This window comes from Pseudomonas sp. NPDC088368, assembly GCF_044753445.1.
Lineage (GTDB): Bacteria > Pseudomonadota > Gammaproteobacteria > Pseudomonadales > Pseudomonadaceae > Aquipseudomonas > Aquipseudomonas bambusae.
Map to the genome: position 1 here is coordinate 180,507 of NZ_JBIVNG010000005.1, position 21,266 is coordinate 201,772.

24 protein-coding genes are annotated in these 21,266 nt (G+C 60.5%); 9 read left to right on the forward strand and 15 right to left on the reverse strand.

All coding sequences use genetic code 11. The features are described from left to right. Positions 1-129: 129 nt before the first annotated feature. The 4 genes from ACIQAL_RS12310 to ACIQAL_RS12325 form a co-directional block, all read right to left on the reverse strand. Positions 130-621: an Lrp/AsnC family transcriptional regulator gene (locus ACIQAL_RS12310; protein WP_401145605.1), complete on the reverse strand. Its 492-nt coding sequence runs from the start codon at positions 619-621 to the stop codon at positions 130-132. A gap of 147 nt (positions 622-768) precedes the next feature. Beyond that, on the reverse strand, positions 769-2,061 hold the full coding sequence (gene gabT, locus ACIQAL_RS12315; protein WP_401145608.1) for a 4-aminobutyrate--2-oxoglutarate transaminase: 1,293 nt from the start codon (positions 2,059-2,061) through the stop codon (positions 769-771). A gap of 159 nt (positions 2,062-2,220) precedes the next feature. Further along, on the reverse strand, positions 2,221-3,144 hold the full coding sequence (locus tag ACIQAL_RS12320; protein ID WP_401145611.1) for a 2-hydroxyacid dehydrogenase: 924 nt from the start codon (positions 3,142-3,144) through the stop codon (positions 2,221-2,223). A 99-nt stretch (positions 3,145-3,243) separates the two neighbouring features. After that, complete coding sequence (locus ACIQAL_RS12325) at positions 3,244-4,737, reverse strand: YifB family Mg chelatase-like AAA ATPase (RefSeq protein ID WP_401145614.1); 1,494 nt, start codon at positions 4,735-4,737, stop codon at positions 3,244-3,246. 170 nt (positions 4,738-4,907) lie between these two features. On the opposite strand from ACIQAL_RS12325, the gene ACIQAL_RS12330 reads away from it, so the two are divergent. After that, positions 4,908-5,186 (forward strand): type II toxin-antitoxin system RelE/ParE family toxin, encoded by a 279-nt coding sequence (locus tag ACIQAL_RS12330; protein ID WP_341960856.1) that lies wholly within the window; start codon positions 4,908-4,910, stop codon positions 5,184-5,186. A gap of 7 nt (positions 5,187-5,193) precedes the next feature. Next, entirely contained in the window at positions 5,194-5,499 is a 306-nt protein-coding gene (locus ACIQAL_RS12335) for a HigA family addiction module antitoxin (protein ID WP_341960855.1), read from the forward strand. A 45-nt stretch (positions 5,500-5,544) separates the two neighbouring features. Here ACIQAL_RS12335 and ACIQAL_RS12340 read toward each other — a convergent pair whose 3' ends face one another. After that, positions 5,545-5,805 (reverse strand): accessory factor UbiK family protein, encoded by a 261-nt coding sequence (locus ACIQAL_RS12340; protein WP_401145619.1) that lies wholly within the window; start codon positions 5,803-5,805, stop codon positions 5,545-5,547. Positions 5,806-6,219: 414 nt separating this feature from the next. Between ACIQAL_RS12340 and glnK the strand changes: the two genes are divergently transcribed. The 4 genes from glnK to sutA all read left to right on the forward strand — a co-directional run bounded on the left by glnK (position 6,220) and on the right by sutA (position 9,034). Beyond that, positions 6,220-6,558 carry a P-II family nitrogen regulator gene (gene glnK / locus ACIQAL_RS12345; RefSeq protein WP_002555808.1) on the forward strand — a complete coding sequence of 113 codons (339 nt, stop codon included), beginning with the start codon at positions 6,220-6,222 and terminating at the stop codon, positions 6,556-6,558. Between the two features lie 34 nt (positions 6,559-6,592). Then, complete coding sequence (locus ACIQAL_RS12350) at positions 6,593-7,939, forward strand: ammonium transporter (protein WP_166594083.1); 1,347 nt, start codon at positions 6,593-6,595, stop codon at positions 7,937-7,939. 240 nt (positions 7,940-8,179) lie between these two features. Continuing rightward, the gene (locus tag ACIQAL_RS12355; RefSeq protein WP_401145621.1) at positions 8,180-8,611 is read left to right on the forward strand and encodes a secondary thiamine-phosphate synthase enzyme YjbQ; all 432 of its coding nucleotides are present in this window, start codon (positions 8,180-8,182) and stop codon (positions 8,609-8,611) included. 93 nt (positions 8,612-8,704) lie between these two features. Then, a complete protein-coding gene (gene sutA, locus ACIQAL_RS12360) occupies positions 8,705-9,034 on the forward strand; it encodes a transcriptional regulator SutA (RefSeq protein WP_166594085.1) in 330 nt (109 codons plus the stop codon). An 83-nt stretch (positions 9,035-9,117) separates the two neighbouring features. Here the strand turns inward: sutA and ACIQAL_RS12365 are convergent, their stop codons facing one another. From ACIQAL_RS12365 to ACIQAL_RS12390, 6 genes are read right to left on the reverse strand one after another with little or no spacing between them, the layout of a single operon-like run. Then, entirely contained in the window at positions 9,118-9,813 is a 696-nt protein-coding gene (locus ACIQAL_RS12365) for an HAD family hydrolase (RefSeq protein WP_401145625.1), read from the reverse strand. Continuing rightward, complete coding sequence (gene xerC, locus ACIQAL_RS12370; protein ID WP_401145628.1) at positions 9,810-10,706, reverse strand: tyrosine recombinase XerC; 897 nt, start codon at positions 10,704-10,706, stop codon at positions 9,810-9,812. The genes ACIQAL_RS12365 and xerC overlap by 4 nt, the downstream gene beginning before the upstream one ends. Positions 10,707-10,708: 2 nt before the next feature. Next, positions 10,709-11,443, reverse strand: coding sequence for a DUF484 family protein (locus ACIQAL_RS12375; protein WP_401145631.1), 735 nt, complete (start codon positions 11,441-11,443; stop codon positions 10,709-10,711). Positions 11,444-11,456: 13 nt separating this feature from the next. Then, positions 11,457-12,287, reverse strand: a complete 831-nt coding sequence (gene dapF, locus ACIQAL_RS12380; RefSeq protein WP_401145634.1) for a diaminopimelate epimerase — start codon at positions 12,285-12,287, stop codon at positions 11,457-11,459. A 5-nt stretch (positions 12,288-12,292) separates the two neighbouring features. Then, positions 12,293-13,540, reverse strand: coding sequence for a diaminopimelate decarboxylase (gene lysA / locus ACIQAL_RS12385; protein ID WP_401145637.1), 1,248 nt, complete (start codon positions 13,538-13,540; stop codon positions 12,293-12,295). A 9-nt stretch (positions 13,541-13,549) separates the two neighbouring features. Then, positions 13,550-13,714: a lipoprotein gene (locus ACIQAL_RS12390; protein ID WP_166594091.1), complete on the reverse strand. Its 165-nt coding sequence runs from the start codon at positions 13,712-13,714 to the stop codon at positions 13,550-13,552. 238 nt (positions 13,715-13,952) lie between these two features. Here ACIQAL_RS12390 and cyaY point away from each other — a divergent pair, with 238 nt between their 5' ends. Together cyaY and ACIQAL_RS12400 are read left to right on the forward strand one after the other, a co-directional pair. Next, positions 13,953-14,312, forward strand: coding sequence for an iron donor protein CyaY (gene cyaY, locus ACIQAL_RS12395; protein WP_166594092.1), 360 nt, complete (start codon positions 13,953-13,955; stop codon positions 14,310-14,312). Continuing rightward, positions 14,309-14,527, forward strand: a complete 219-nt coding sequence (locus ACIQAL_RS12400; protein ID WP_166594093.1) for a DUF1289 domain-containing protein — start codon at positions 14,309-14,311, stop codon at positions 14,525-14,527. The genes cyaY and ACIQAL_RS12400 overlap by 4 nt, the downstream gene beginning before the upstream one ends. A 333-nt stretch (positions 14,528-14,860) precedes the next feature. Here ACIQAL_RS12400 and ACIQAL_RS12405 read toward each other — a convergent pair whose 3' ends face one another. The 3 genes from ACIQAL_RS12405 to ACIQAL_RS12415 form a co-directional block, all read right to left on the reverse strand. Continuing rightward, entirely contained in the window at positions 14,861-17,710 is a 2,850-nt protein-coding gene (locus tag ACIQAL_RS12405) for a class I adenylate cyclase (protein ID WP_401145642.1), read from the reverse strand. Positions 17,711-17,894: 184 nt separating this feature from the next. After that, positions 17,895-18,143, reverse strand: a complete 249-nt coding sequence (locus tag ACIQAL_RS12410) for a TIGR02647 family protein (protein ID WP_166594095.1) — start codon at positions 18,141-18,143, stop codon at positions 17,895-17,897. A gap of 423 nt (positions 18,144-18,566) precedes the next feature. After that, positions 18,567-18,860 (reverse strand): hypothetical protein, encoded by a 294-nt coding sequence (locus ACIQAL_RS12415; RefSeq protein ID WP_401145646.1) that lies wholly within the window; start codon positions 18,858-18,860, stop codon positions 18,567-18,569. Between the two features lie 182 nt (positions 18,861-19,042). Between ACIQAL_RS12415 and ACIQAL_RS12420 the strand changes: the two genes are divergently transcribed. Beyond that, positions 19,043-19,711 (forward strand): glutathione S-transferase family protein, encoded by a 669-nt coding sequence (locus ACIQAL_RS12420; protein WP_401145649.1) that lies wholly within the window; start codon positions 19,043-19,045, stop codon positions 19,709-19,711. Between the two features lie 62 nt (positions 19,712-19,773). Here the strand turns inward: ACIQAL_RS12420 and argH are convergent, their stop codons facing one another. Next, complete coding sequence (gene argH / locus ACIQAL_RS12425) at positions 19,774-21,168, reverse strand: argininosuccinate lyase (RefSeq protein WP_401145652.1); 1,395 nt, start codon at positions 21,166-21,168, stop codon at positions 19,774-19,776. Positions 21,169-21,266 lie beyond the last annotated feature (98 nt).

The following is a 21,266-nucleotide window of genomic DNA, read 5'->3' on the forward strand; positions in this document are numbered from 1 at the left end:
TCAGGCGATAGAGATGTATCGATTGTCCCGGCCAATCGCGAATAAATTCGCTCCTACAGGGATACGCCTCGTGGGCCCATAACGTGTGACGCCTCTGAATTTCATGCGCCATTTCTTCGATTCAATGGCTCAGCCCGGCTTGAGCAGACTGCGCAACGGCAATGCATTTCTCATGACTGGCGACTTGATCACGATGTAGCTGAAGTACTTCTCGATGCCAATGTTCTTGTCGAGCAACGACTCCATCAACTCCTGGTAGTACTGAATGCTGCCCGTGACGAAGCGCACGAGGTAGTCGTAACCGCCGCTGATCAAGTGGCACTCCAGCACTTCGTCGATGTTGCGGATGCACGACTCGAACTTCACGAAATCGCTGCGTTTGTGATCCGACAGGGTGATCTCGGTGAACACCGTCACCGTGTTCACCAACTTCGAAATGTCCACCTGCGCTTCATAACCGCTGATGTAACCCGCCGCCTCCAGACGTTTGACCCGTTGCAGGCACGGGCTCGGCGACAGTCCCACCGCCTCGGCGAGAGCAATGTTGGTCATTCGCGCATCCTTTTGCAGATGAACCAGAATGTTGATGTCGATCCGGTCCAGCTTCATGCCTGCATGCATCTGACATACCTCGAACACCAAAAGTGAATGGCACCGCGCGAACCCCGGCGCTGGCGTAGTTGTACTGTGTCGAAGGGATGCCCTGCAAACAGAAGCTCGCCAGCCCCGGCAATCGTTATCGCCTTGCCGGGACCGGCGACGGGAAGATCAGGCCCCGGCCTTCAGCAATGCCTGCTTGAGTGCCTGAAGGGCTTCGTCGATCTGTTCAGGCGTGGTCGTCAGCGGCGCCAGGAAACGCACGATGTTGCGATGCACGCCACACTTGATCACCAGCAACCCGGCTTCGCGCGCGTGATCGATCACGTTCTGCGCCAGCACGGCATCCGGGGTTTGCGCCGCATCCGCCGCCACCATTTCAATCGCCAGCATGAAGCCGAGACCCCGTACCTCCCCAATGCGTGGATGGCTTTTCTGCAAGTCCAGCAAGCCCGCCCGCAATTGCGTCGCGAGGCGTTCGCCCTGGGCCAGCAGGTCTTCCTGTTCGAACAGATCGAGCACCGCGAGCGCCGCCGCGCACGCCACCGGGTTCCCGCCATAGGTGCCGCCCAAGCCTCCGGGCGTCGGCGCTTCCATGATCTCGGCGCGCCCGACCACACCGGACAGCGGCAGACCGCCTGCCAGGCTTTTCGCCGTGGTCACCAGATCAGGCTGAACCCCAGAATGCTGGAAACCAAACATCGTACCGGTGCGCCCGAACCCCGCCTGAATCTCATCGCAAATCAGCACGATGCCATGCCGCGTACAGCGTTCTCTGAGGGCTCGCATGAATTCCACCGGTGCCGCGAGAAATCCACCATCGCCCTGTACCGGCTCGACGATGATCGCCGCGACCCGCTCTGGCGCCACATCAGTCGCGAACACCTCGTCCAGCGCCTGCAAGGCTTTTTCGGTGGTCATGCCACGGAACGCATCAGGGTAGGGCGTGTGGAAAATGTCTGCGGGAAACGGACCGAAGTTCTGCTTGTAGGGCTGACTCATCCCCGTCAGCGTGACGCCCAGCAACGTGCGGCCATGAAAGCCGCCGCGAAACGAAATGATCGCCGGGCGATTGGTGTAGCCCCGTGCAATCTTGATCGCGTTCTCCACCGCTTCCGCGCCGGAGGTGAACAGCACGCTTTTGTAGTGCTCGCCGCCGCCGACCAGTTTGTTCAACCGGGCACAGACGTTGATGTAGCTCTCATACGCCACCACCTGAAAGCTCGCGTGGGAGACCTCACCGACCTGCTTGCGCACGGCTTCCACCACCCGAGGATGGTTATGGCCGGTGTTCAACACCCCGATGCCGCCCACGAAATCAAGATAGCGCTTGCCATCGACGTCCCATAACTCGGTGCCTTGGGCGCGGGCGACGACAACCGGATGTGCCGTCGCGACGCCGCGCGCCACATGCTGCTCGCGCAGGGCCAGAAGTTGGTCATTTCGCGTGTTTGCAGAAGTCATGTCGCTCTCCCTCACGGGCCGCCGGAATGGCTGCCAACCTGCTAAGAGGGTAAGCAGACGGCCGCGTGGAGGACGCTGAAGTTGACTGGGCGACTGATCGAATTGGCCGTTTTCATGCCGTCAAACAGCATAAATGACTGGATGATCGATGGGCGCGATTCAGTACCCTCTGAGCCGTTCGATCACGCCTGTCATCGCCTCGCCTCGCTGATGCCGTCGGATGTTGTCCAGCAACGCGCCGAAGGCCGATTGCGGGAAGGTCATCGCGCCGATATGGGGCGTCAGCCAGATCTTGGGGTGATCCCAGAAAGGGTGCTCTTCGGAAGGTGGCTCCTGCTCCAACACGTCAATGACCGCTTGATCGAGGTGCCCGCTGTCCAAAGCCGTCAGCAGATCGGCGTCGACCAGTTGAGCGCCGCGCCCCAGATTGATCACGCTGGCGCCAGAGGGCAGCGCCGCGAACAGGTCGGCATTGAGTATCCCTCGGGTCTCGTCGGTCAATGGCAGCAGACACAGCAGAATGTCGCACTGACTCAGAAACGCGGTCAGTTGCGCTTTGCCCGCATAGCAATCAACGCCTTCGATGTGATGCGCCGACCGCGCCCACCCCAAACGCTTGAACCCATAGGCACCCAAGTGCTGCAACACCGCCGTGCCCAGATTGCCCAGGCCCATGACGCCAATCCGACGCTCGCTGGCCGGCGTCAGCGCGTGGGCTGTCCATTCATGCTGGTGTTGTTGGCGCAGGTAAAGCGGCACGTGTCGATGCAGGCTGAGCACCGCAAGGCTGGCGTATTCGACGATGCCTTGCGCAATGCCAGGGTCCAGCACGCGAACCACCGGCACATGGGCGGGCAGCTCGCTCAGGTCGAACTGATCGACGCCAGCGGACAGCGCATAAATGACTTCCAGGTTGCTGAAGTCCGCGAGATTTTCCGGCGGCAACCACGCCGCCAGATAACGAATCTCGCTCGGGTCGCCCACGTCGGGCCACAGGCGGACTTCGATGTCAGGCGCGTGTTCCGCGAACAGGGCTTTCCAGGTCGGGCCACGGCTGGGGTCGGACTTATAAAGTAGGGCCATAGAACGCTCCTCGAGGATGAGTTACGGCATATTGCCCTGTTGGCGCAGAAGGTTTGCCTGAATGAGGGGGGCTAAACGGCAGATTACGTGGGCCGTTCCTCAACTGATGGAAGGCCGATACTGCAATGCCTCCGCAATGTGGCTTCTGGAAATCGCCTCGACTCGCTCCAGATCCGCCAGCGTGCGCGCGACTTTCAGCAGTCGATGGGCCGAACGAAGTGACAGGCTCAAGCGCTCACAGGCCGTTTCGAGCCAGGCTTCGTCTTCTGGCAGCAAGGCGCAGTGCTGGCGTAAGGCGGGAAGGTCGAGAAAGGCATTGGCGCAGCCCTGGCGCTTTTGCTGGCGCTCGCGGGCTTCGGAGACCAGTCGAGCGGCGCTGGCACTGCTTTCGCCGGTTTGAGCGGTGGCGGCCAGTGATGTCGCTTCACGGGCGACGGTCAGGTGCAGATCGATGCGATCCAGCAACGGCCCGGACAGCTTGTTGCGATAACGCTGAATTTGATCGGTGGAGCAGCGGCAACGCCCGGTCGGCTCGCCGTGATAGCCGCAGGGGCAGGGGTTCATCGCCGCCACCAATTGAAAGCGTGCCGGAAAGCGCACCCGATCCCGGGCGCGGGAAATCACGATATGGCCGGATTCCAGCGGCTCACGCAGCACTTCCAGCACGCGCCGATCAAACTCGGGCAGTTCATCGAGAAACAGCACGCCGTGGTGAGCCAACGTGATTTCGCCAGGTTGCGGGCGACTGCCACCGCCGACCAGCGCTGGCCCCGAAGCAGAGTGGTGGGGTTGTCGAAACGGCCGCTGGGGCCAGCTGGTGAGGGGCGCATGACTGGCCACCGACTGAATCGCCGCGACCTCCAGCGCTTCACGCTCGTCCAGCGGCGGCAACAGCCCCGGAAGACGACTCGCCAGCAGGGTTTTGCCCGTCCCCGGTGGACCACTGAACAGCAAGTTATGCGCCCCGGCCGCGGCCACCAGCAACGCACGTTTGGCAGCGGGCTGGCCCTGAACCTCGCTCAAATCCGGATAAGGCTGGGTTTGCAGAATCAGGCCGTTGGATTTGTACGGCGCAATCGGGGTGTGGCCATTGAGGTGAGACACCAATTCCAAGAGATGACTGACCGCAATCACCTTCAAACCTGACGCCAGACACGCCTCTTCAGCGTTCACCGCCGGGACGATCAGCGTATGCCCCGCCTCCCGCGCCGCCAACGCCGCCGGCAACACGCCTTGCACGGGCCGAATAGCGCCGGACAACGCCAACTCGCCCAGACATTCCACGCCATCGAGCGCCAGCGTGGGTAGCTGCCCACTTGCCGCCAGCAAGCCCAATGCAATCGCCAGGTCGAAACGCCCGCCATCCTTGGGAAGATCGGCAGGCGCCAGATTCAACGTGATCCGCCGCGCCGGAAAGTCCAGCCGACAATTCAGAATCGCCGAACGTACCCGATCCTTGCTCTCCCTCACCGCCCCTTCCGGCAACCCCACCAGCGTCAACGCCGGCAGGCCGTTGGCCAGATGAGTTTCGACGGTCACCGCAGGGGCTTCGACCCCGACTTGAGCGCGGCTGAGAACAATGGCGAGAGACATGACTGATCCTTGAAGGCAGCACCGCTTCCTGCGGCGTGCTGAAGGATAGTCAGGGGAGTGGGGTGAAGGCGGGGGTAAGTTCGACGGGGTGTTTCTGGCGCTTTGGTTGTTGTGTTCGTAGCGATCGCTGTCTACAATTCCGCGTTAATGAATAACGTTAAGCGTTAGCAATGATTGCAAGTTTCAGATGTAGGGATACTGAATCACTTTTTTACCACGGCAAAACACGAGTGTGGTCCTCGATCCTTTCGGTCGTGGAACGCAAACTGACCATGCTGGATGCGGCTACTTCGCTAGCAGATCTAAGGTCTCCACCCGGGAATCGGCTTGAGGCTCTGGACGGCGACCGTAAAGGGCAGCACAGCATACGGATCAACGCCCAATGGCGGATTTGTTTCGTTTGGGGTGCGAATGGGCCGGAAGACGTCGAAATCGTCGATTACCACTGAGGCAACCATGACCAAGAACGGAATGCGGCCGGTACATCCTGGCGAAATTCTCAAAGAAGAGTATCTGGAGCCTCTGGGGCTCACGGCTGCGGCGTTGGCGCGGGCATTGGGTGTTTCTACGCCGACGGTCAACGATATCGTTTTGCAGCGAAGAGGCGTGAGCGCGGACGTGGCGTTGCGCCTTGCCGCTTGCCTTGAAACCACCCCGGAGTTCTGGCTGAACCTGCAACTGACCTACGATCTGCGCAAGGCAGAAATCGAACGAGGAGCGGCCATCAAGGCACAGGTCCAGCGCATCGCGCACTGTGCTTGAGCACACATGACATGCCCGATCAATGACGGGCATGCGGCGATTTCACTATTTCGGCTGCCCCGCCAACTGCGCTTCCATCTCCGCCATCTTCGCTTCCAGTGCCTCAAGACGGGCACGGGTTCGGGCCAGGACGATCATTTGGCTGTCGAATTCTTCCCGGCTGACCAGATCCAGTTTGCTGAAGCCGCTTTGCAGCAGGGCCTTGAACTGGGTCTCGAATTCGTTGCGGGGCAGTGGGGTCTCGCCGTTGAACAACCGCGAGGCGTGGCCGCTCAGGGCATCTAGAAAGGCTTTTGGCGGGAGCATGTTCGTCTTCCGGAATCAGAGGGGCGGCAGTGTATCACGCAGCGTCTATAGTCATTTCACACCGGCGGCGCTGCACGCTTTTCGAGCATTTGGCCGTGCACGTTCGCACTGTTGTTGTGCGACGAGATTGGATGATGGCGATCTGAAGTCGCGTGGAGTGAGCTGAGGGGCCGTAATTCGCGGGTTTTCACGAGATGGCAAGGTTTCTGCTTAGTGGCATATGACCCATGCACTGATGCAGTCGCTGTGACGAATGCAGTGCGGCAGGCGGAGCGGGGAAGTGTTTCGTCAGAAGCGGTTTTCTGGAGTTGACCTGTTTCGCGCCAACGACGCGTTACAAAGCCAGACACTGCGCTTAGACTTGAGACGGGTTTGTTTTCCTGGGGCAAGTCCACCAATTCGGGAGAAAGTTTCATGAAGCTAGTCACTGCCATCATCAAGCCGTTCAAGCTGGACGACGTACGCGAGTCGTTGTCGGAAATCGGCGTGCAGGGCATCACGGTAACTGAAGTCAAAGGCTTCGGACGTCAGAAAGGCCACACCGAGCTGTACCGCGGTGCGGAATACGTTGTCGACTTCCTTCCCAAGGTGAAGATCGACGTTGCGATCGATGACAAGGATCTGGACCGCGTTATCGAAGCGATAACCAAAGCGGCCAACACCGGCAAGATCGGTGACGGAAAGATCTTCGTGGTCAATCTGGAACAGGCTATTCGCATCCGTACCGGCGAAACCGATACCGACGCAATCTAAGCCGCCAAACCCCAACGCCCCAGGAGAAAACAATATGACTCTGCGTCAATTCGCAGGGCTAGGAGCCCTGTTGTCCCTCGTAACCCCTGGCTTGGCCATGGCGGCAGACGAAGTGGCAGCCCCCGCAGCACCTGTACTCAACTCAGGCGACACCGCCTGGATGCTGACGTCTACCGCATTGGTGCTGTTCATGACCGTCCCCGGTCTGGCACTGTTCTACGGCGGCATGGTTCGTCAGAAGAACGTGCTTTCCGTGATGATGCAGTGCTTCGCCATCACCGGCCTGATCAGCATCCTGTGGTGCATCTACGGCTATAGCCTGGCATTCGACACCACGGGAATGGAAGCCAACGTCATCAATTTCAACTCCTTCGTCGGCGGTCTGTCGAAGGCGTTCCTGGCGGGCATCACACCTGCCAGCATCACCGGTGCGACGGCGCTGTTTCCTGAAGCCGTGTTCGTCACCTTCCAGATGACTTTCGCCATCATCACCCCGGCTCTGATCGTCGGCGCTTTCGCAGAACGCATGAAGTTCTCCGCGATGCTGATCTTCATGGCCATCTGGTTCACCCTGGTCTATGCGCCAATCGCGCACATGGTCTGGAGTGGCGTCGGTGGTCTGCTGTGGGACTGGGGCGTTCTCGACTTCGCAGGCGGCACCGTTGTTCACATCAACGCCGGTGTGGCTGGCCTGGTAGCGTGCCTGGTACTGGGCAAACGCAAAGGCTTCCCGACCACCCCAATGGCTCCGCACAACCTGGGTTACACCCTGGTCGGCGCAGCAATGCTGTGGGTAGGCTGGTTCGGCTTCAACGCAGGCTCTGCTGCTGCGGCCAACGGCACTGCCGGTATGGCGATGCTGGTCACTCAGATCGCAACCGCCGCCGCTGCACTGGGCTGGATGTTCGCCGAGTGGCTGACCCACGGTAAGCCAAGCGCACTGGGCATCGCCTCGGGCGTGGTTGCCGGTCTGGTTGCCATCACCCCGGCGGCCGGTACTGTCGGCCCAATGGGCGGCCTGATCATCGGTCTGGCGGCCGGCGTGGTCTGCTTCTTCTGCGCCACCACCCTGAAACGCAAACTGGGCTACGACGACTCTCTGGATGCCTTCGGCGTTCACGGTATCGGCGGTATCCTCGGCGCGATCTTGACCGGTGTCTTCGCAGCCCCTTCGCTGGGCGGCTTCGGCACTGTGACTGACATCGCTGCACAAGTCTGGATTCAGTGCAAAGGTGTGGGCTTCACGATCATCTACACCGCGATCGTGACCTTCATCATCCTCAAGGTGCTGGACGCTGTCATGGGTCTGCGTGTCACTGAGGAAGAAGAAGCGGTCGGCCTCGACCTCGCGCAACACAACGAGCGTGGCTACAACCTGTAATCACGACTCTAAAAAAAAATGCCCGGGTTTCCGGGCATTTTTTTGCCTGGCGTTTGTCGATAGGCAAGACCGCTGACGAGTGATCCGCGAAGCCTGTTCCGGCCCCGTTTCAGGGCATGCTTTGCAATGTTTGCAACGGCTTGCAGTTCCGGGCTTTCGGCTTACAAAAAACGTCACTCATTACGCGCTTTGTTTTTTTTTCCAGCGCGTTAGAATGCGCGCCGAAGGGCGGAGAACGGTATGTGGCAACAGACCAGAATCACGCTGCGGGCCAGGCCTCGCGGATTCCATCTGGTAACCGACGAGATCGTGGCAGGGCTTCCATGGCTGCGTGAATGCCGAGTGGGCCTGCTGCACGTGTGGCTGCAACATACGTCGGCCTCGTTGACCATCAACGAGAATGCCGACCCGGCGGTGCGCCGTGACTTCGAGCGTTTTTTCAACCGGCTCATTCCGCAGGATCAGGCTGGTTTTGAACACGACGACGAAGGACCCGACGACCTGCCCGCGCACTTCAAAGCCAGTTTGCTAGGCTGCCAGCTGACCCTCCCGGTAACGGATGGACGGTTGGCACTCGGGACCTGGCAAGGTGTTTATTTAGGAGAGCATCGCGATTCAGGCGGTGCGCGTAAAGTCCTCGCAACCCTTCAGGGCGAGGCGTACGACCGCTGAGGGTTGGCGGTGGTTGAATTTTTTCTGGCTGTCTTAGAAATTATGTGCAGCTGGGCTATAACTAATCTGCTTTCGCAAGTCATGAGGTAGAACATGAGCGACGACGACAACGACGATCTGGTTGAAGACGGTCTGGAAGACGAGGATGACGGTGAGGAGCTTGCAGCTGCTCCCGAAGACGACGGCTCCGAGATAGACGACAGTCCTGAAGCGGCGGCCACCCCCACCAAAGGCAAGGCCAAGGCTGCGGTCTCGGTCGATGAGCTGCCTAGCGTTGAGGCCAAGAACAAAGAGCGTGATGCTCTGGCTCGCGCGATGGAAGAGTTCCTCGCCCGTGGCGGCAAAGTGCAGGAAGTGGAGGCCAACGTGGTCGCCGATCCGCCCAAGAAGCCTGACAACAAGTACGGTAGCCGCCCTATCTAAAGGGTGTCAGATACCTGCTGAAAAAAGCCCGCTGTCGCTGCGGGCTTTTTTTTGGCTGCCGGAACGTGCTCCTGCAGTCGGCGTCACCCCCAACGCGCCAGAACCCCAGGCAACTGCGTCAAACTCCTGATCTCCGCATCCGGCAATTTGTCGGCCTCCCACGCCTTGCCACTCGGGTTGTACCAGATGGCGCGCAAGCCGGCCTGCTGGGCGCCAGCGATGTCGTCGCCGGGGTGATCCCCAACGTGCACGGCATGGGCGGCTTCGGACTTTCCGCGTTTCAGCGCTTCGAGAAATGGCGCAGGATCAGGTTTGCCGATGCCCAGGTCTTCCGCGCACAGCGCGAACGCAAAATAATCGGCCAGGCCCAGTCGGCGCACGTCGGCGTTGCCGTTGGTGACCACACCCAAGGTGTAGGACTTGGTCAGAATCTCCAGCGTTGGCACCACCTCCGGGAAGATATCCAGCTTGTGCCGCCCTTGAAGGAACACTTCGAAACTCTGTTCGGCGAGGTCTTCGGCTTCGGTATGGCCGTAACCGGCATCCTCCAGCGCGTGAAACAGTACGCGACGACGTAGCGCACTGATGCGGTGCTTGAAGCTTGGGTCCGCGTCCACCAGCCGCGAGCGGATTTCCCACAGGTGTTCCACCGGGACCGGACCCAATTTAGGGGCGTTCTCGGCCAGCCAATCCCGCAACATGGCCTCCGCGCTCACGATAGCCGGTGCGGTTTCCCACAGGGTGTCGTCCAGGTCGAAGGTGATCAGCTTGATGCTCATTCGGAAGAATCCTTGCGTTTGGCCCTTGGATGGGCGCTGTCGTACACCGTCGCCAGGTGCTGGAAATCCAGGTGGGTGTAGATCTGAGTCGTTGTGATGTCGGCGTGGCCGAGCAATTCCTGTACGCCACGCAGGTCTTGAGAGGACTCCAGCAAGTGGCTGGCGAACGAGTGACGCAGCATGTGCGGGTGCAGATTCTGCCCCAACTCGCGCTCACCTGCCGCCTTGACCCGCAGCTGAATTGACCGCGGCCCGAGGCGTCGGCCCTGCTGGCTGATGAACACAGCATCGTCTTTGGGATTGGCGAACTCGCGTTGTTTCAGCCATGCCTCCAGCGCTTCCCGAGCCTTGCGGCCCACGGGCAAAACGCGGGTCTTGCTGCCTTTGCCGAGCACTTCGACCAGCCCGTCGGCCAGATCGAGCTGGGCGCAATTCAGCCCCGTCAGCTCAGAGAGGCGCAGCCCTGACGAGTAAAACAGTTCGAGGATTGCATGGTCGCGGCGGGCGAGAAATTCGTCCTCAACGCCGCCTTCCAGCAGCTGCAAGGCGCGGTCGGCATCCAGCGTTTTGGGCAGTCGGCGTTCGCCTTTGGGCGGCGACAGGCCGTTGGCCGGGTCGTGCTCGCACAAGCCTTCACGATTGAGGTAGTGATAGAAGCCGCGCACCGCCGACAGCAGCCGAGCAATGCTGCGCGATGACTGACCGTCCTGATGCAGACGCGCAACGAGACTGCGCATGGACTGTACGTCCAGCGCTTTCCAGCTCTCGATGCGTTGTTTTTCACAGAACCCGAGCACTTTGCTCAGGTCGCGGCGGTAGGCTTCCAGCGTGTGGCCCGACACTTGGCGCTCACTGCGCAGGTGCGTGCAGTAAGCGTCCAGCTGCCGTTCCATGACTAGCGGACCGAGCGCAGGGCGTTGGTGAAACGCGGCAGGAGGCGGCTCAGCACATCGGCGATGTAAGTGAGAAACAGCGTGCCCACCGAGCTTTTGTAGTGCTGCGGATCGCGGCTGCCGATGGCCAGAACGCCGTGCAGGCCCTGATGGTTCAGCGCGACGATGGCGGTTGAGCCGACTTCCTTGCTCTGCTCGGCGCCAAACAGAAACTCCAGCTCATGCTCGCGCAACGCGCCACACACGGTCTTGCCGCCAGAAATCAGGCCGCCGATGGCTTTTTGCGCTTCGGCGCTGCTGACCCAGCGGCCCACGGTCATCGGGTTATCGCTGAACAGAATCAGGCTCACGAACGGCACCTGAAACTCCTGACGCAGACTGTCTTCTACAGCGATGACAATCTCTTCAAGGCTGGTGGCGTCCATCAAGACGAGGATCAGGCGACGGGTCTTCTCGAACAGACGGTCGTTGTCGCGCGCGACGTCCATCAGCTGCGACAGGCGGTGGCGCATCTCGATATTGCGTTCACGCAAAAGTTTGAGCTGGCGCTCGACCAGCGAAACGGTGTCGCCGCGCTGGTGGGGGATGCGCATCGCGGTGAGCAAATCGTCGTGCTCCGCGAAGAAGTCCGGATGTTGTTGCAGCCAGGCCGCAACGGCCTCGGCTTCAAGGGCAGGCACTTTGGTATCGGCAGGTTCGCCGGGCGTGTCGGTTGAAGTCTGAGGCAAATCGGTCATCGGATACTCTCACTCATAGACGTACTTGGCCTTCGTAGACCCGGACGGCCGGGCCGGTCATCACGACCGGATGACCCGGACCCGCCCACTCGATGGACAGACGCCCACCCGGCAGATCGATCAGCAGTGGCGAATCCATCCAACCCTGGCTGATGGCGGCGACCGCAGCGGCACACGCGCCGGTGCCACACGCCTGGGTTTCGCCCGCGCCGCGTTCCCACACGCGCAATTGTGCACGCTGGCGATCGACGACGTGGAGGAAGCCCACGTTCACCCGCGCCGGGAAGCGCGGATGGTGCTCGATTTTCGGACCGAGGCTGTGAACCGGCGCATTGTTAATGTCGTACACCCGGAGCACGGCGTGGGGATTGCCCATCGACACTGCGGCCAGTTCAACGCTCTCGCCCTCGACATCCAGTGTGTAACTGAGTGCCTGTTGCGGCGCCTCGAAGGGGATGTCCGCAGGGACCAGACGCGGTGCGCCCATGTCGACGCTGATCTGGCCGTCGTTACGGATGTCCAGCTCGATGATGCCGCCTTTGGTCTCGACGCGGATCTGCTTTTTGGCCGTCAGGCGCTTGTCCAGCACGAAGCGGGCAAAGCAGCGGGCGCCATTGCCACACTGTTCGACTTCAGAGCCGTCGGAGTTGAAAATCCGATAGCGAAAGTCCACGTCGGGGTTGCTCGGCGCTTCAACCAACAGCAGTTGATCGAAACCGATGCCGGTGTGCCGGTCGCCCCATTGCTTGGCGTGCTTGGGCAGAATGTGCGCGTGCTGGCTCACGAGGTCCAGCACCATGAAATCGTTGCCCAGGCCATGCATCTTGGTAAAACGCAGCAGCATGGGGATTACTCCGGCAGCAGGCTTTCGCCGGCATACAGCTCAGTCACGGTTTCACGACGACGCACTTCGAACGCCTGATCGCCATCGACCAACACCTCGGCGGTACGGCCGCGCGTGTTGTAGTTGGAGCTCATGACGAAACCATAGGCGCCTGCGGAGTGCACAGTCAGCAGATCGCCTTCGGCCAGCGCCAGTTCGCGATCCTTGGCGAGAAAGTCGCCGGTTTCGCAGATTGGGCCGACGATGTCGTAAGTGCGCGCAGCGCCGTCGCGGGGTTGCACGGCCTTCACGTCCATCCAGGCTTGATACAGGGCCGGGCGGATCAGGTCGTTCATCGCGGCATCAACGATGGCGAAGTCTTTGTGTTCGGTGTGCTTGAGGTATTCGATGCGGGTCAGCAGCACGCCAGCATTGGCGACGATGAAACGGCCCGGTTCGAACATCAGCGCCAGGTCACGACCTTCGATACGTTCACGCACGGCCTTGATGTAATCGCCTGCCAGTGGCGGCTCTTCATCGCGGTAACGCACGCCCAGACCACCGCCCAGATCAAGATGGCGCAGATGAACACCGCAATCGCTCAGGCGATCGACCAGATCCAGCAGGCGATCCAGCGCATCGACGAACGGGGAAAGCGTGGTGAGTTGAGAGCCGATGTGGCAATCGACACCGATCACTTCCAGATTCGGCAACTGCGCGGCGCGAATATAAACGTCTTCGGCGTCAGCGATGGCGATGCCGAATTTGTTTTCTTTCAGGCCGGTGGAAATGTACGGGTGAGTGCCCGCATCGACGTCCGGGTTGACGCGCAGAGACACCGGGGCGCGTTTGCCCATCTCGGCGGCCACGATCTGCAGGCGTTCGAGCTCGTCGGTGGATTCGACGTTGAAGCAATGCACGCCAACTTCGAGTGCGCGGCGCATGTCGTCACGGGTCTTGCCGACGCCGGAGAACACGATTTTGTCCGCCTGACCGCCTGCGGCCAGAACACGCTCCAGCTCGCCACGGGACACAATGTCGAAACCGGCGCCGAGGCGCGCCAGGACATTGATTACACCCAGGTTGGAGTTGGCCTTGACCGCGAAGCAGACCAGGTGCGGCATGCCGCTCAATGCGTCGGCGTACGCGCGGTACTGGGCCTCGATGTGGGCTCGGGAGTAGACATAGGTCGGCGTGCCGAAACGCTCGGCAATGGCAGACAATGCAACTCCTTCCGCGAACAGCTCACCGTCGCGGTAGTTGAAGGCGTCCATGGTCAATCCCTAGTAGGTCGAGGTCTGATGCTTGTGCGAGTGCGATGAGGTCTCGCTGCCAGGCGCATTGGACGTTTCGCCATCGGGCAGGTACAGCGGACCTTTTTGACCGCAGGCAGAGACCAGGCACGCAACAGCGAGGAGCGCGGCCAGGGAGGAAATCAGGCGCTTCATGGCGAAATCCTTTGTATAAGCATTAATTGCGCCCGAGTATACCGACCACCCGACAGATTGCCTATGCGCCACGGCTCCCGTCCGGCGGGGCTTTGACGCAACTGCCGGATATGTTGGCGATGGTCGCGCATTTTTTGGCGCGTCGACCTGCAAATGGGCGGGTATGCTTTGCAATTGGCTGGAAGCGACCGTATCTTGCGTCGCTGCGCCATCCGTAGACACTTTCGAGGTTCCTGCAATGAGTTTGACCGAAGCCCGCTTTCACGACCTGGTCGATGCGACCCAAGAAAAGCTCGAAGACATCTTTGACGAGAGCGATCTGGACCTGGACCTTGAGAGTTCGGCCGGCGTGTTGACCGTCAAATTCGAAAACGGCACGCAATTCATCATCAGCCGCCAGGAGCCACTGCGTCAGCTGTGGTTGGCGGCGCCTGCCGGTGGTTTCCACTTCGATTACGACGAAGAAGCAAAACGTTGGGTCTGCGACAAGAGTGAAGAGCTGTTGGGCGAGATGCTTCATCGTCTGGCGTTGAAGCAGGCCGGTGTCGAGATCGAGTTCGACGATGTTGACGGTCATGAAGACGGAAACCGCCAGTGACCAACGCTGCACCTGCCAAAGCACCCAAGCCGTTGTTCAGCAACGTCAGCCCTGCCGTACCGTCGCCCTGCATCAGCGTCTGCCGACTCGATGAGCAGAAAGTCTGTACCGGCTGTCATCGCCATGTCGAAGACATCCGCGAATGGCGTGCGGCGACGGATGAGCGCAGACGCGAGATTGTGAGCCAGGCCGATCAACGCCGGGCTCAATGCTGATTCAAGGTTGAAGCCGAACGGCCGCGGGAGCGAACTGGCTCCCGATTGGTCGTTACAGCCGATACGTCTCCGCCGCCTGATCTACCTTCGCGAATGAATTCGCTCCCACAGGATTCGCAGCCACCTCAAATCTCCGGCCTGCGACAGGTGCCATCTGTGGGAGCGAATTCGCAGGCACCTCAATTCTTCGGTCTGCCACCGGAGCCATCTGTGGGAGCGAATTTATTCGCGATTGGCCGGTACAGCCGATGCATCTCTGTCGCCTCGTCTACTTTCGCGAATAAATCCTCTCCCACAGGGATCAGCGTTCTCGGATATCGACGCCCTGGCGGCTCACGCCTCTTCCATCGCATCATTCAGCGACTTCTCAAGCTCGGCCTTGTACCGCAGGAACAGTATCGTCTGCCCTCGCGTGTCCGCCAGAATTCCCGACAAATCCAGGTCCGTGATGTAGCAGCGATAGCGTTGCGGCTCCCGGCGCTGATCGAGAATCTGCCGCGCCACGACGCTGAACAGTTGCTCGCCAAACTCCAGTTCCGAAAACTCCATGCCGTCGCAATACAGCGTCACGCTCACCTGGCCCGGTGACGCCTCTTCGACGATGGCCTGCACGTCGTAAAACGGCTTGTCGGTGGACATGACCGGCCCCAGCCGTTGCTCGACGCGCCGCGCCCGGCCCGCGCCATCCGGCGTTACGCGGTAATACAAGGTTTCCAGGTTTTGCGGCTCAAGCGGGTTATCCAACGGTAACAGCGCACCGCGCCGAAACATCAGCGATTGCAGAAAACGTTGCAGTGGCACCAGCAGGCTGGGCTCATCGTGATACGGCACGCGCTGATGCCACAGTGCGTTATGTTCATCCAGCACGTACAGGTCCGCGTTGGGTTCGTTGATCCGGTAGAACACCTGAATGCATTCCGGCTGACCATGAGGAATGATCAGCGAGAGGTCACTGTCATTCAGCGCCTGCGGGTCGAGATGAATCGGGCTGTAGGCGGGTAGCTCTTCACCCAGGTACTCGTAGAGCGTTGGCAGGTCATCGAGCGTGACGTGGGTGACTTGGCCCGGCGTCATCTCCATGACGTGATAGTGATGCTGAACCTGAATCAGATAGCGATGGTTCAGGCCGCGAGACAGCAGCAATTGCGCCGTCTGAATCAGCTCTTCAACACGCTGGGCGATGGCGGGCGCGCGGTTGTGGCAGAAGCAGCGCACGCTGATCACCGGTTTTGGCAACGTCGCGGGCAGGTTGTTGAGCAAGTCGGTCATGCAATCGAGCAACGCATTGGGCCCGTCGAATCGATTGACCAACACCTCGTTCCAACTGTTGAGCGTGATCTGGTCGAAGGTCAGCACCAGGTTTTCCCGGACCCCGGCGTAACTCAGGGAGTCGGTCCGCTCGGTGGTCATCAGGATGTTCAGGTCCTTGTGGTGTTTGAGCGGATCGACGCCCACGTTCACCAGCAGCAGGATTTCGCTCGGCACGCTGGGGCGCAGCAGCACGTCTTCGGCCACCGTGCCCAGCGGCATCGGGATGCTGTGTTGCAGCGCACCCTGGAGGTTAAACAACTCGAACTCGGTCAGGTCGCTGCTGCCGGGGTGCAGGGCCAGGCGGGTGCTGCTGTCGATCACGTTATTGCGGTGGCACCACGCGAGCAGTTCCAGCAACTCGCGGCTGCGCTTGATCGGAGCGAAAGATTCCCACTCGTGGGCGCCGAGGTTGCCGTTGTACAGGCCCCATTGATATTTGCCAGGCTCGCGTTTGTTCGGTGACTGCACCAGCGTCAGCGTGTCTTCGGCCAGGTCCGGCGAAATCCCGGGATTGATGAATTCGACCTTGCCCGCCTTGCGTTCAAACGCGGCGTACAGCCGACGACCCAGGATGTTGAGGTCGCGTTTGTTGATCGAGTTAACCGTGTTTTGCTCGCGGGCAAATTGGGTCAGGAAGCGGTAGCTGTAATTCAGCTCGCTGACCAATGCGCGGCGTTCGCTGGCCACCTGACGCACCTTCCACTGGCTGCGGCTGTCGAGCAACGCCAGTTGGCGCTCATCCCACTTCCATTCTTTCGCCAGACGCTCCAGCAACAGCCGCTGCCAGCTCGTGGTGCGTTGACGGGGCAAGCCGGTGAGCTTCTTGTTCACTTTCAGGTACAGGCTGCGGCGCACCAGTTCGAGTCGTTCCGGTTCGCCTCGGGCCAGCAGATATTCCTCAATCCGGCGATACACCATCATGTATGGATCAAGTTCGTCGAGGTTTACGCGATTGGCGAACACCTCTTTTTTCAGGCGCATGCTCAAGCACTGCACCTGCGGGTGCTCACTGGCGTAGGCCTCGGTCAGCAGCAGCTTGAGGACGGACTTGTAGGGCGATTCGATCCCTTTGAACAGCTGCCAGAGGCCCGCGCCGAGGAATTCCCCCGGCGGGATGTGGGACATGTTGCCAAGGTCCAGCACTTCATCCTCCCGGATGAAGCGCTTGGACAGCAGCGTGTGGGTGTATTCCGCGTAGCGCGTTTCTTCGTAGACCGGCACCAACCACCAGATGGGGATGCGCCCGGCCAGCCAGATCGCAGTGCGGTAGAACTCGTCGAGCAACAGGTAATGCTGAGTCGTTCCGCAATCCTCGCCACTGAGCTGCGCGTCGCGCTCGCCGAGCACGAAACGTTCAGGGTCGATCAGGAAAAAATGCGCTTCTGCCCCCATCGTGGCGGCCCAGACTTCCAGCGCGTGGCACTTTTTGCGCAGCTCCAGAATTTCGTCGGGCGAGAGGTTCGTGTCGTGACAGATCCACACGTCCATATCGCTGTCGTCGGCCTGCGCCAGTGTGCCCAGGCTGCCCATCAGGAAAATGCCGCGGATCGGCTGCGGCGGGTTGCCTCGGCGGGGTTTGTAGGAAAACGAGCGCGTGAGCCGTTGCGCTTCGGCGAGGGCCTGGGCGTCAGGTTCGTAATGTGAAACCCCGGCCGGGGTTGCGCTGGAAACGTAGCCAGGCAACAGCGGGTGGTTGACGTGGAAAAACAGCGGCAGCAGCGCCAAAACTGATTGTTGGCGGGTGGACAGCCCTTCGTTGGCGCGGCCGAGCCGCCCTTCGTTGAGGGTCAGAAATCGGTTGCGCAACTGGCTGAGGACCTTACGGTCGATGCCCTCATCCAGATCGGGGCGGATCTCGAAACTACGGGTCATCGTGACTCAAGGCCGACGAACGGCACTGCTGGGGAACAAGAATGGCGACGGCAAGAAGACCCAGCATCAGGCGGCTGTGAGTTTTTATGGCGCCAATTTTTTATCGGCGCAGCATCTTACAAATGAAGGGTTCGCGAAACCTTTATTTAATGCCTCTTGGTAAAGGTTTCGCGAGGCGGTGATGTCAGGCCGCTTCCTGGGTCGTGGCAAGGATGATCAGCAGGGATTGCGCGTGTTCGGCGGCATCCAGTCCCAGACTGGTGAGGTAGCCCCCGTCGACCTGAGTTGTCAGGCCTTTCTCGAAAAGACGTTTGGCGGCGGCAACGGCAGAAGGCGCGGCCACGTGATGGACCTTGAGGCCCTCCTGGGTATTGCGCAGATTGAACAGTGACAGGATTTCCAGTTCGGCAACCAACTCAGGGGTATACGACATAGAGGCTCCAGACTTTTTGTAATGGATGACGCGGCGAAGGAATCGCAGACGTGACAGCCCCGTAGGTCAAGCGGCAGCGAGGCCTCTGCAGTGTAGTTAGGGTCTGGGAATTTTGCAGGAAGTATCTGGCCGGTCGTCAGGTTAAGCGTCCTCAGACCTGAAAGTCCGCCCCCACGCGTTCGGCAGAAGCGGGCCGCACGTTATTCATGGGGTATGCAAAGCCGCTCTTGATTCAAGCCGAAGGCCGTGGGAGTTGGCTTGCCTACGATCTGCCGGGAACCGGCAGCCAATCCTGCGCATGCGGCGTATCTGACACAGCCGAGGTGTTTGGTGGTGCTGCCGCTGCGCGCCAGATCGTAGGCAAGCCAACTCCCACGGCCTGCGGCCAAAAACCAGACCGCATACGGCGGGAGGGCCACGCCGTTACTCGCTGTCGTCCAGCTTCACGCCCGGTGGCAGTTCTGGCAGGGCGCGAAGGGCTTTTTCGTACCATTCGGTGTTGAACGGGCGGTCTTCTTCGAGAATGCCGTCAATCTCGACGGCCAGCACGTGAGCCATCATTTCCAGAATGTCTTCACACTCGTAACCCACCAAGGTCAATTTGTTGAACGTGGCTTTGGCGGCAGGCGGGTTGTCGCTCTCGATCTGGTTTTCGATGGCCTGGATCAGGGTCGATTCAGCGAACTCTTCTTCGTCGTTGTCGATGCGGTCGCTCATGGCGGACTCCTCAGGAAAGGCCGGCAGTTTAACTGCAATCGGGCGTCAGGTGATCGTCAGTGCGCATGACGCACGTCAAGCCCGAAGACGTAACCGGTTGTTAGGGTTCCTTCGCTCAGGTCCGGCAACGCGTGTCGGACAGGGCTGAAATGACCGCTTCAAAAGGCCAAGGAGGCCTGCCAATGTTCAAGCTTTACGGATTCGCCTCAAGCAACTATTTCAACATGGTCAAACTGGCGCTGCTGGAGAAGCAGCTGCCGTTTGAAGTCGTGTCCATGCACGGCTGCCAGAACCCGGAAACCCTCGCCGTCAGCGCGCGGGGCAAGGTACCGGTTTTGCAGACGAACGAGGGGTTCATCAGCGAAACCGACGTCATCCTGCGCTACCTCGAAGACACCCATCCTCACATTCGTCTGTTGCCCGCTGACCCGTTCCGCCGTGCTCAGGTCTGGACGACCGCCAAGGAAATCGAGCTCTACATCGAACTGCCCGCACGGCTGTGTTATGTCGAAGTGCTGTTCGGCGGTCGTGCGACACCTGACGCGCTGAAGGCCAAGGCCAAACGGGATCTGATCAAGGGATTTGCGGCGCTGGCGAGACGGGCGCGCTTCGCCCCCTATCTAACGGGCGCTGACTTTACGTTGGCGGACATCTATTTCATGTACAGCGTGGATCTGGCGCAGCAGGTGGGCGAGCGCCTGATGGGCTTGAATCTGCTCGATGAGGTGAAAGGGGCGAGGGAGTTGCTGGCGCGACTGAATGACCGGCCGAGTGCGCGCATCGTGGCGGCGGATCGGGAGTTGGATTATCCGGTGTTTCTGGAAAGGGTCAGGCCCACAGGGGCAGCGTAGCGGGGCCTTTGAGGAGCGCGCTTGCCCACATCATGGGCAAACGCGCTCCTACTGAGCCAGGGTCAGCGGGCCGCGAGCAGTTGCTTGCCGCGTCCGACCGCTGCTTTCACTTGCGCAGGCGCAGTGCCGCCGATGTGGTTTCGGGCGTTGACCGAACCTTCCAGCGTCAGAACAGCGAACACGTCCTGTTCGATCTGATCGCTGAACTGACGCAGTTCCTCCAGCGTCATTTCCGCCAGGTCCTTGCCGGTTTCCACGCCGTATTTAACGGCATGACCCACGATTTCGTGGCAGTCACGGAACGGCAGGCCACGACGAACCAGATAGTCGGCCAGGTCGGTCGCCGTCGAGAAACCACGCAGGGCCGCTTCACGCATGATCGCGTGTTTAGGCTTGATCGCAGGAATCATGTCGGCGAAGGCTCGCAGCGAGTCGCGCAGGGTATCGGCAGCGTCAAACAGCGGTTCTTTGTCCTCCTGATTGTCCTTGTTGTAGGCCAGCGGTTGGCCCTTCATCAAGGTCAGCAGGCCCATCAGCGCGCCGAACACGCGGCCGCTCTTGCCACGGACCAGCTCCGGCACGTCAGGGTTTTTCTTTTGCGGCATGATCGAGCTGCCGGTGCAGAAGCGGTCCGGCAGGTCGATGAACTGGAACTGCGCACTGGTCCACAGCACCAACTCTTCGGAGAAGCGCGACAGGTGCATCATCGCCACACTGGCCGCCGAGCAGAATTCAATGGCGAAGTCGCGATCGGACACGCTGTCCAGCGAGTTGCCGCCCACGGCTTCGAACCCCAGCAACTGGCAGGTCAGTTCGCGATCAATCGGATACGTAGTGCCGGCCAGCGCGGCGCTGCCCAGCGGCATGCGGTTGGTGCGCTTGCGGCAATCGACCAGACGCTCGTAGTCGCGGCTCAGCATCTCGAACCAGGCGAGCATGTGATGCCCGAAGGTCACAGGCTGTGCGGTTTGCAGGTGGGTGAAACCCGGCATGATGGTGTCGGCTTCGCGCTCGGCCAGACCCAGCAGGCCTTCTTGCAGGCGAGTGATCTCAGCCAGAATCAGGTCGATTTCATCACGCAGCCACAGGCGAATGTCGGTGGCTACCTGATCGTTACGGCTGCGACCGGTGTGCAGCTTCTTGCCGGTGATGCCGATGCGGTCGGTCAGACGCGCTTCGATGTTCATGTGCACGTCTTCCAGGTCCACGCGCCAGTCGAACGCACCTGCTTCGATTTCGCCCTGAATAGTCTTCAGGCCATCGATGATGGTGTCGCGTTCGGCATCGGTCAGCACGCCGACTTTGGCCAGCATCGTGGCGTGGGCAACCGAGCCCATGATGTCGTGGCGGTAAAGGCGCTGATCGAAGGTGACGGAGGCGGTGAAGCGTGCGACGAAGGCGTCGACGGGTTCACTGAAGCGGCCGCCCCAGGACTGGTTGGTCTTGTCGGTGCTCATGGTTTCGCTCGCTGCTCTGCTGATGGCTGTGCTGATTTAAAAAAGGCGCGGGCGATGATAACAGCATTGCCGCTTTTTTATCCCGGACAGCTTGCCCA

Coding starts and splice junctions, on each gene's coding strand:
- ACIQAL_RS12310 (WP_401145605.1), bottom strand. CDS start 621: ATGCATGCAGGCATGAAGCTGGACCGGATCGACATCAACATTCTGGTT.
- gabT (WP_401145608.1), bottom strand. CDS start 2,061: ATGACTTCTGCAAACACGCGAAATGACCAACTTCTGGCCCTGCGCGAG.
- ACIQAL_RS12320 (WP_401145611.1), bottom strand. CDS start 3,144: ATGGCCCTACTTTATAAGTCCGACCCCAGCCGTGGCCCGACCTGGAAA.
- ACIQAL_RS12325 (WP_401145614.1), bottom strand. CDS start 4,737: ATGTCTCTCGCCATTGTTCTCAGCCGCGCTCAAGTCGGGGTCGAAGCC.
- ACIQAL_RS12330 (WP_341960856.1), top strand. CDS start 4,908: ATGATTGCAAGTTTCAGATGTAGGGATACTGAATCACTTTTTTACCAC.
- ACIQAL_RS12335 (WP_341960855.1), top strand. CDS start 5,194: ATGACCAAGAACGGAATGCGGCCGGTACATCCTGGCGAAATTCTCAAA.
- ACIQAL_RS12340 (WP_401145619.1), bottom strand. CDS start 5,805: ATGCTCCCGCCAAAAGCCTTTCTAGATGCCCTGAGCGGCCACGCCTCG.
- glnK (WP_002555808.1), top strand. CDS start 6,220: ATGAAGCTAGTCACTGCCATCATCAAGCCGTTCAAGCTGGACGACGTA.
- ACIQAL_RS12350 (WP_166594083.1), top strand. CDS start 6,593: ATGACTCTGCGTCAATTCGCAGGGCTAGGAGCCCTGTTGTCCCTCGTA.
- ACIQAL_RS12355 (WP_401145621.1), top strand. CDS start 8,180: ATGTGGCAACAGACCAGAATCACGCTGCGGGCCAGGCCTCGCGGATTC.
- sutA (WP_166594085.1), top strand. CDS start 8,705: ATGAGCGACGACGACAACGACGATCTGGTTGAAGACGGTCTGGAAGAC.
- ACIQAL_RS12365 (WP_401145625.1), bottom strand. CDS start 9,813: ATGAGCATCAAGCTGATCACCTTCGACCTGGACGACACCCTGTGGGAA.
- xerC (WP_401145628.1), bottom strand. CDS start 10,706: ATGGAACGGCAGCTGGACGCTTACTGCACGCACCTGCGCAGTGAGCGC.
- ACIQAL_RS12375 (WP_401145631.1), bottom strand. CDS start 11,443: ATGACCGATTTGCCTCAGACTTCAACCGACACGCCCGGCGAACCTGCC.
- dapF (WP_401145634.1), bottom strand. CDS start 12,287: ATGCTGCTGCGTTTTACCAAGATGCATGGCCTGGGCAACGATTTCATG.
- lysA (WP_401145637.1), bottom strand. CDS start 13,540: ATGGACGCCTTCAACTACCGCGACGGTGAGCTGTTCGCGGAAGGAGTT.
- ACIQAL_RS12390 (WP_166594091.1), bottom strand. CDS start 13,714: ATGAAGCGCCTGATTTCCTCCCTGGCCGCGCTCCTCGCTGTTGCGTGC.
- cyaY (WP_166594092.1), top strand. CDS start 13,953: ATGAGTTTGACCGAAGCCCGCTTTCACGACCTGGTCGATGCGACCCAA.
- ACIQAL_RS12405 (WP_401145642.1), bottom strand. CDS start 17,710: ATGACCCGTAGTTTCGAGATCCGCCCCGATCTGGATGAGGGCATCGAC.
- ACIQAL_RS12410 (WP_166594095.1), bottom strand. CDS start 18,143: ATGTCGTATACCCCTGAGTTGGTTGCCGAACTGGAAATCCTGTCACTG.
- ACIQAL_RS12415 (WP_401145646.1), bottom strand. CDS start 18,860: ATGAGCGACCGCATCGACAACGACGAAGAAGAGTTCGCTGAATCGACC.
- ACIQAL_RS12420 (WP_401145649.1), top strand. CDS start 19,043: ATGTTCAAGCTTTACGGATTCGCCTCAAGCAACTATTTCAACATGGTC.
- argH (WP_401145652.1), bottom strand. CDS start 21,168: ATGAGCACCGACAAGACCAACCAGTCCTGGGGCGGCCGCTTCAGTGAA.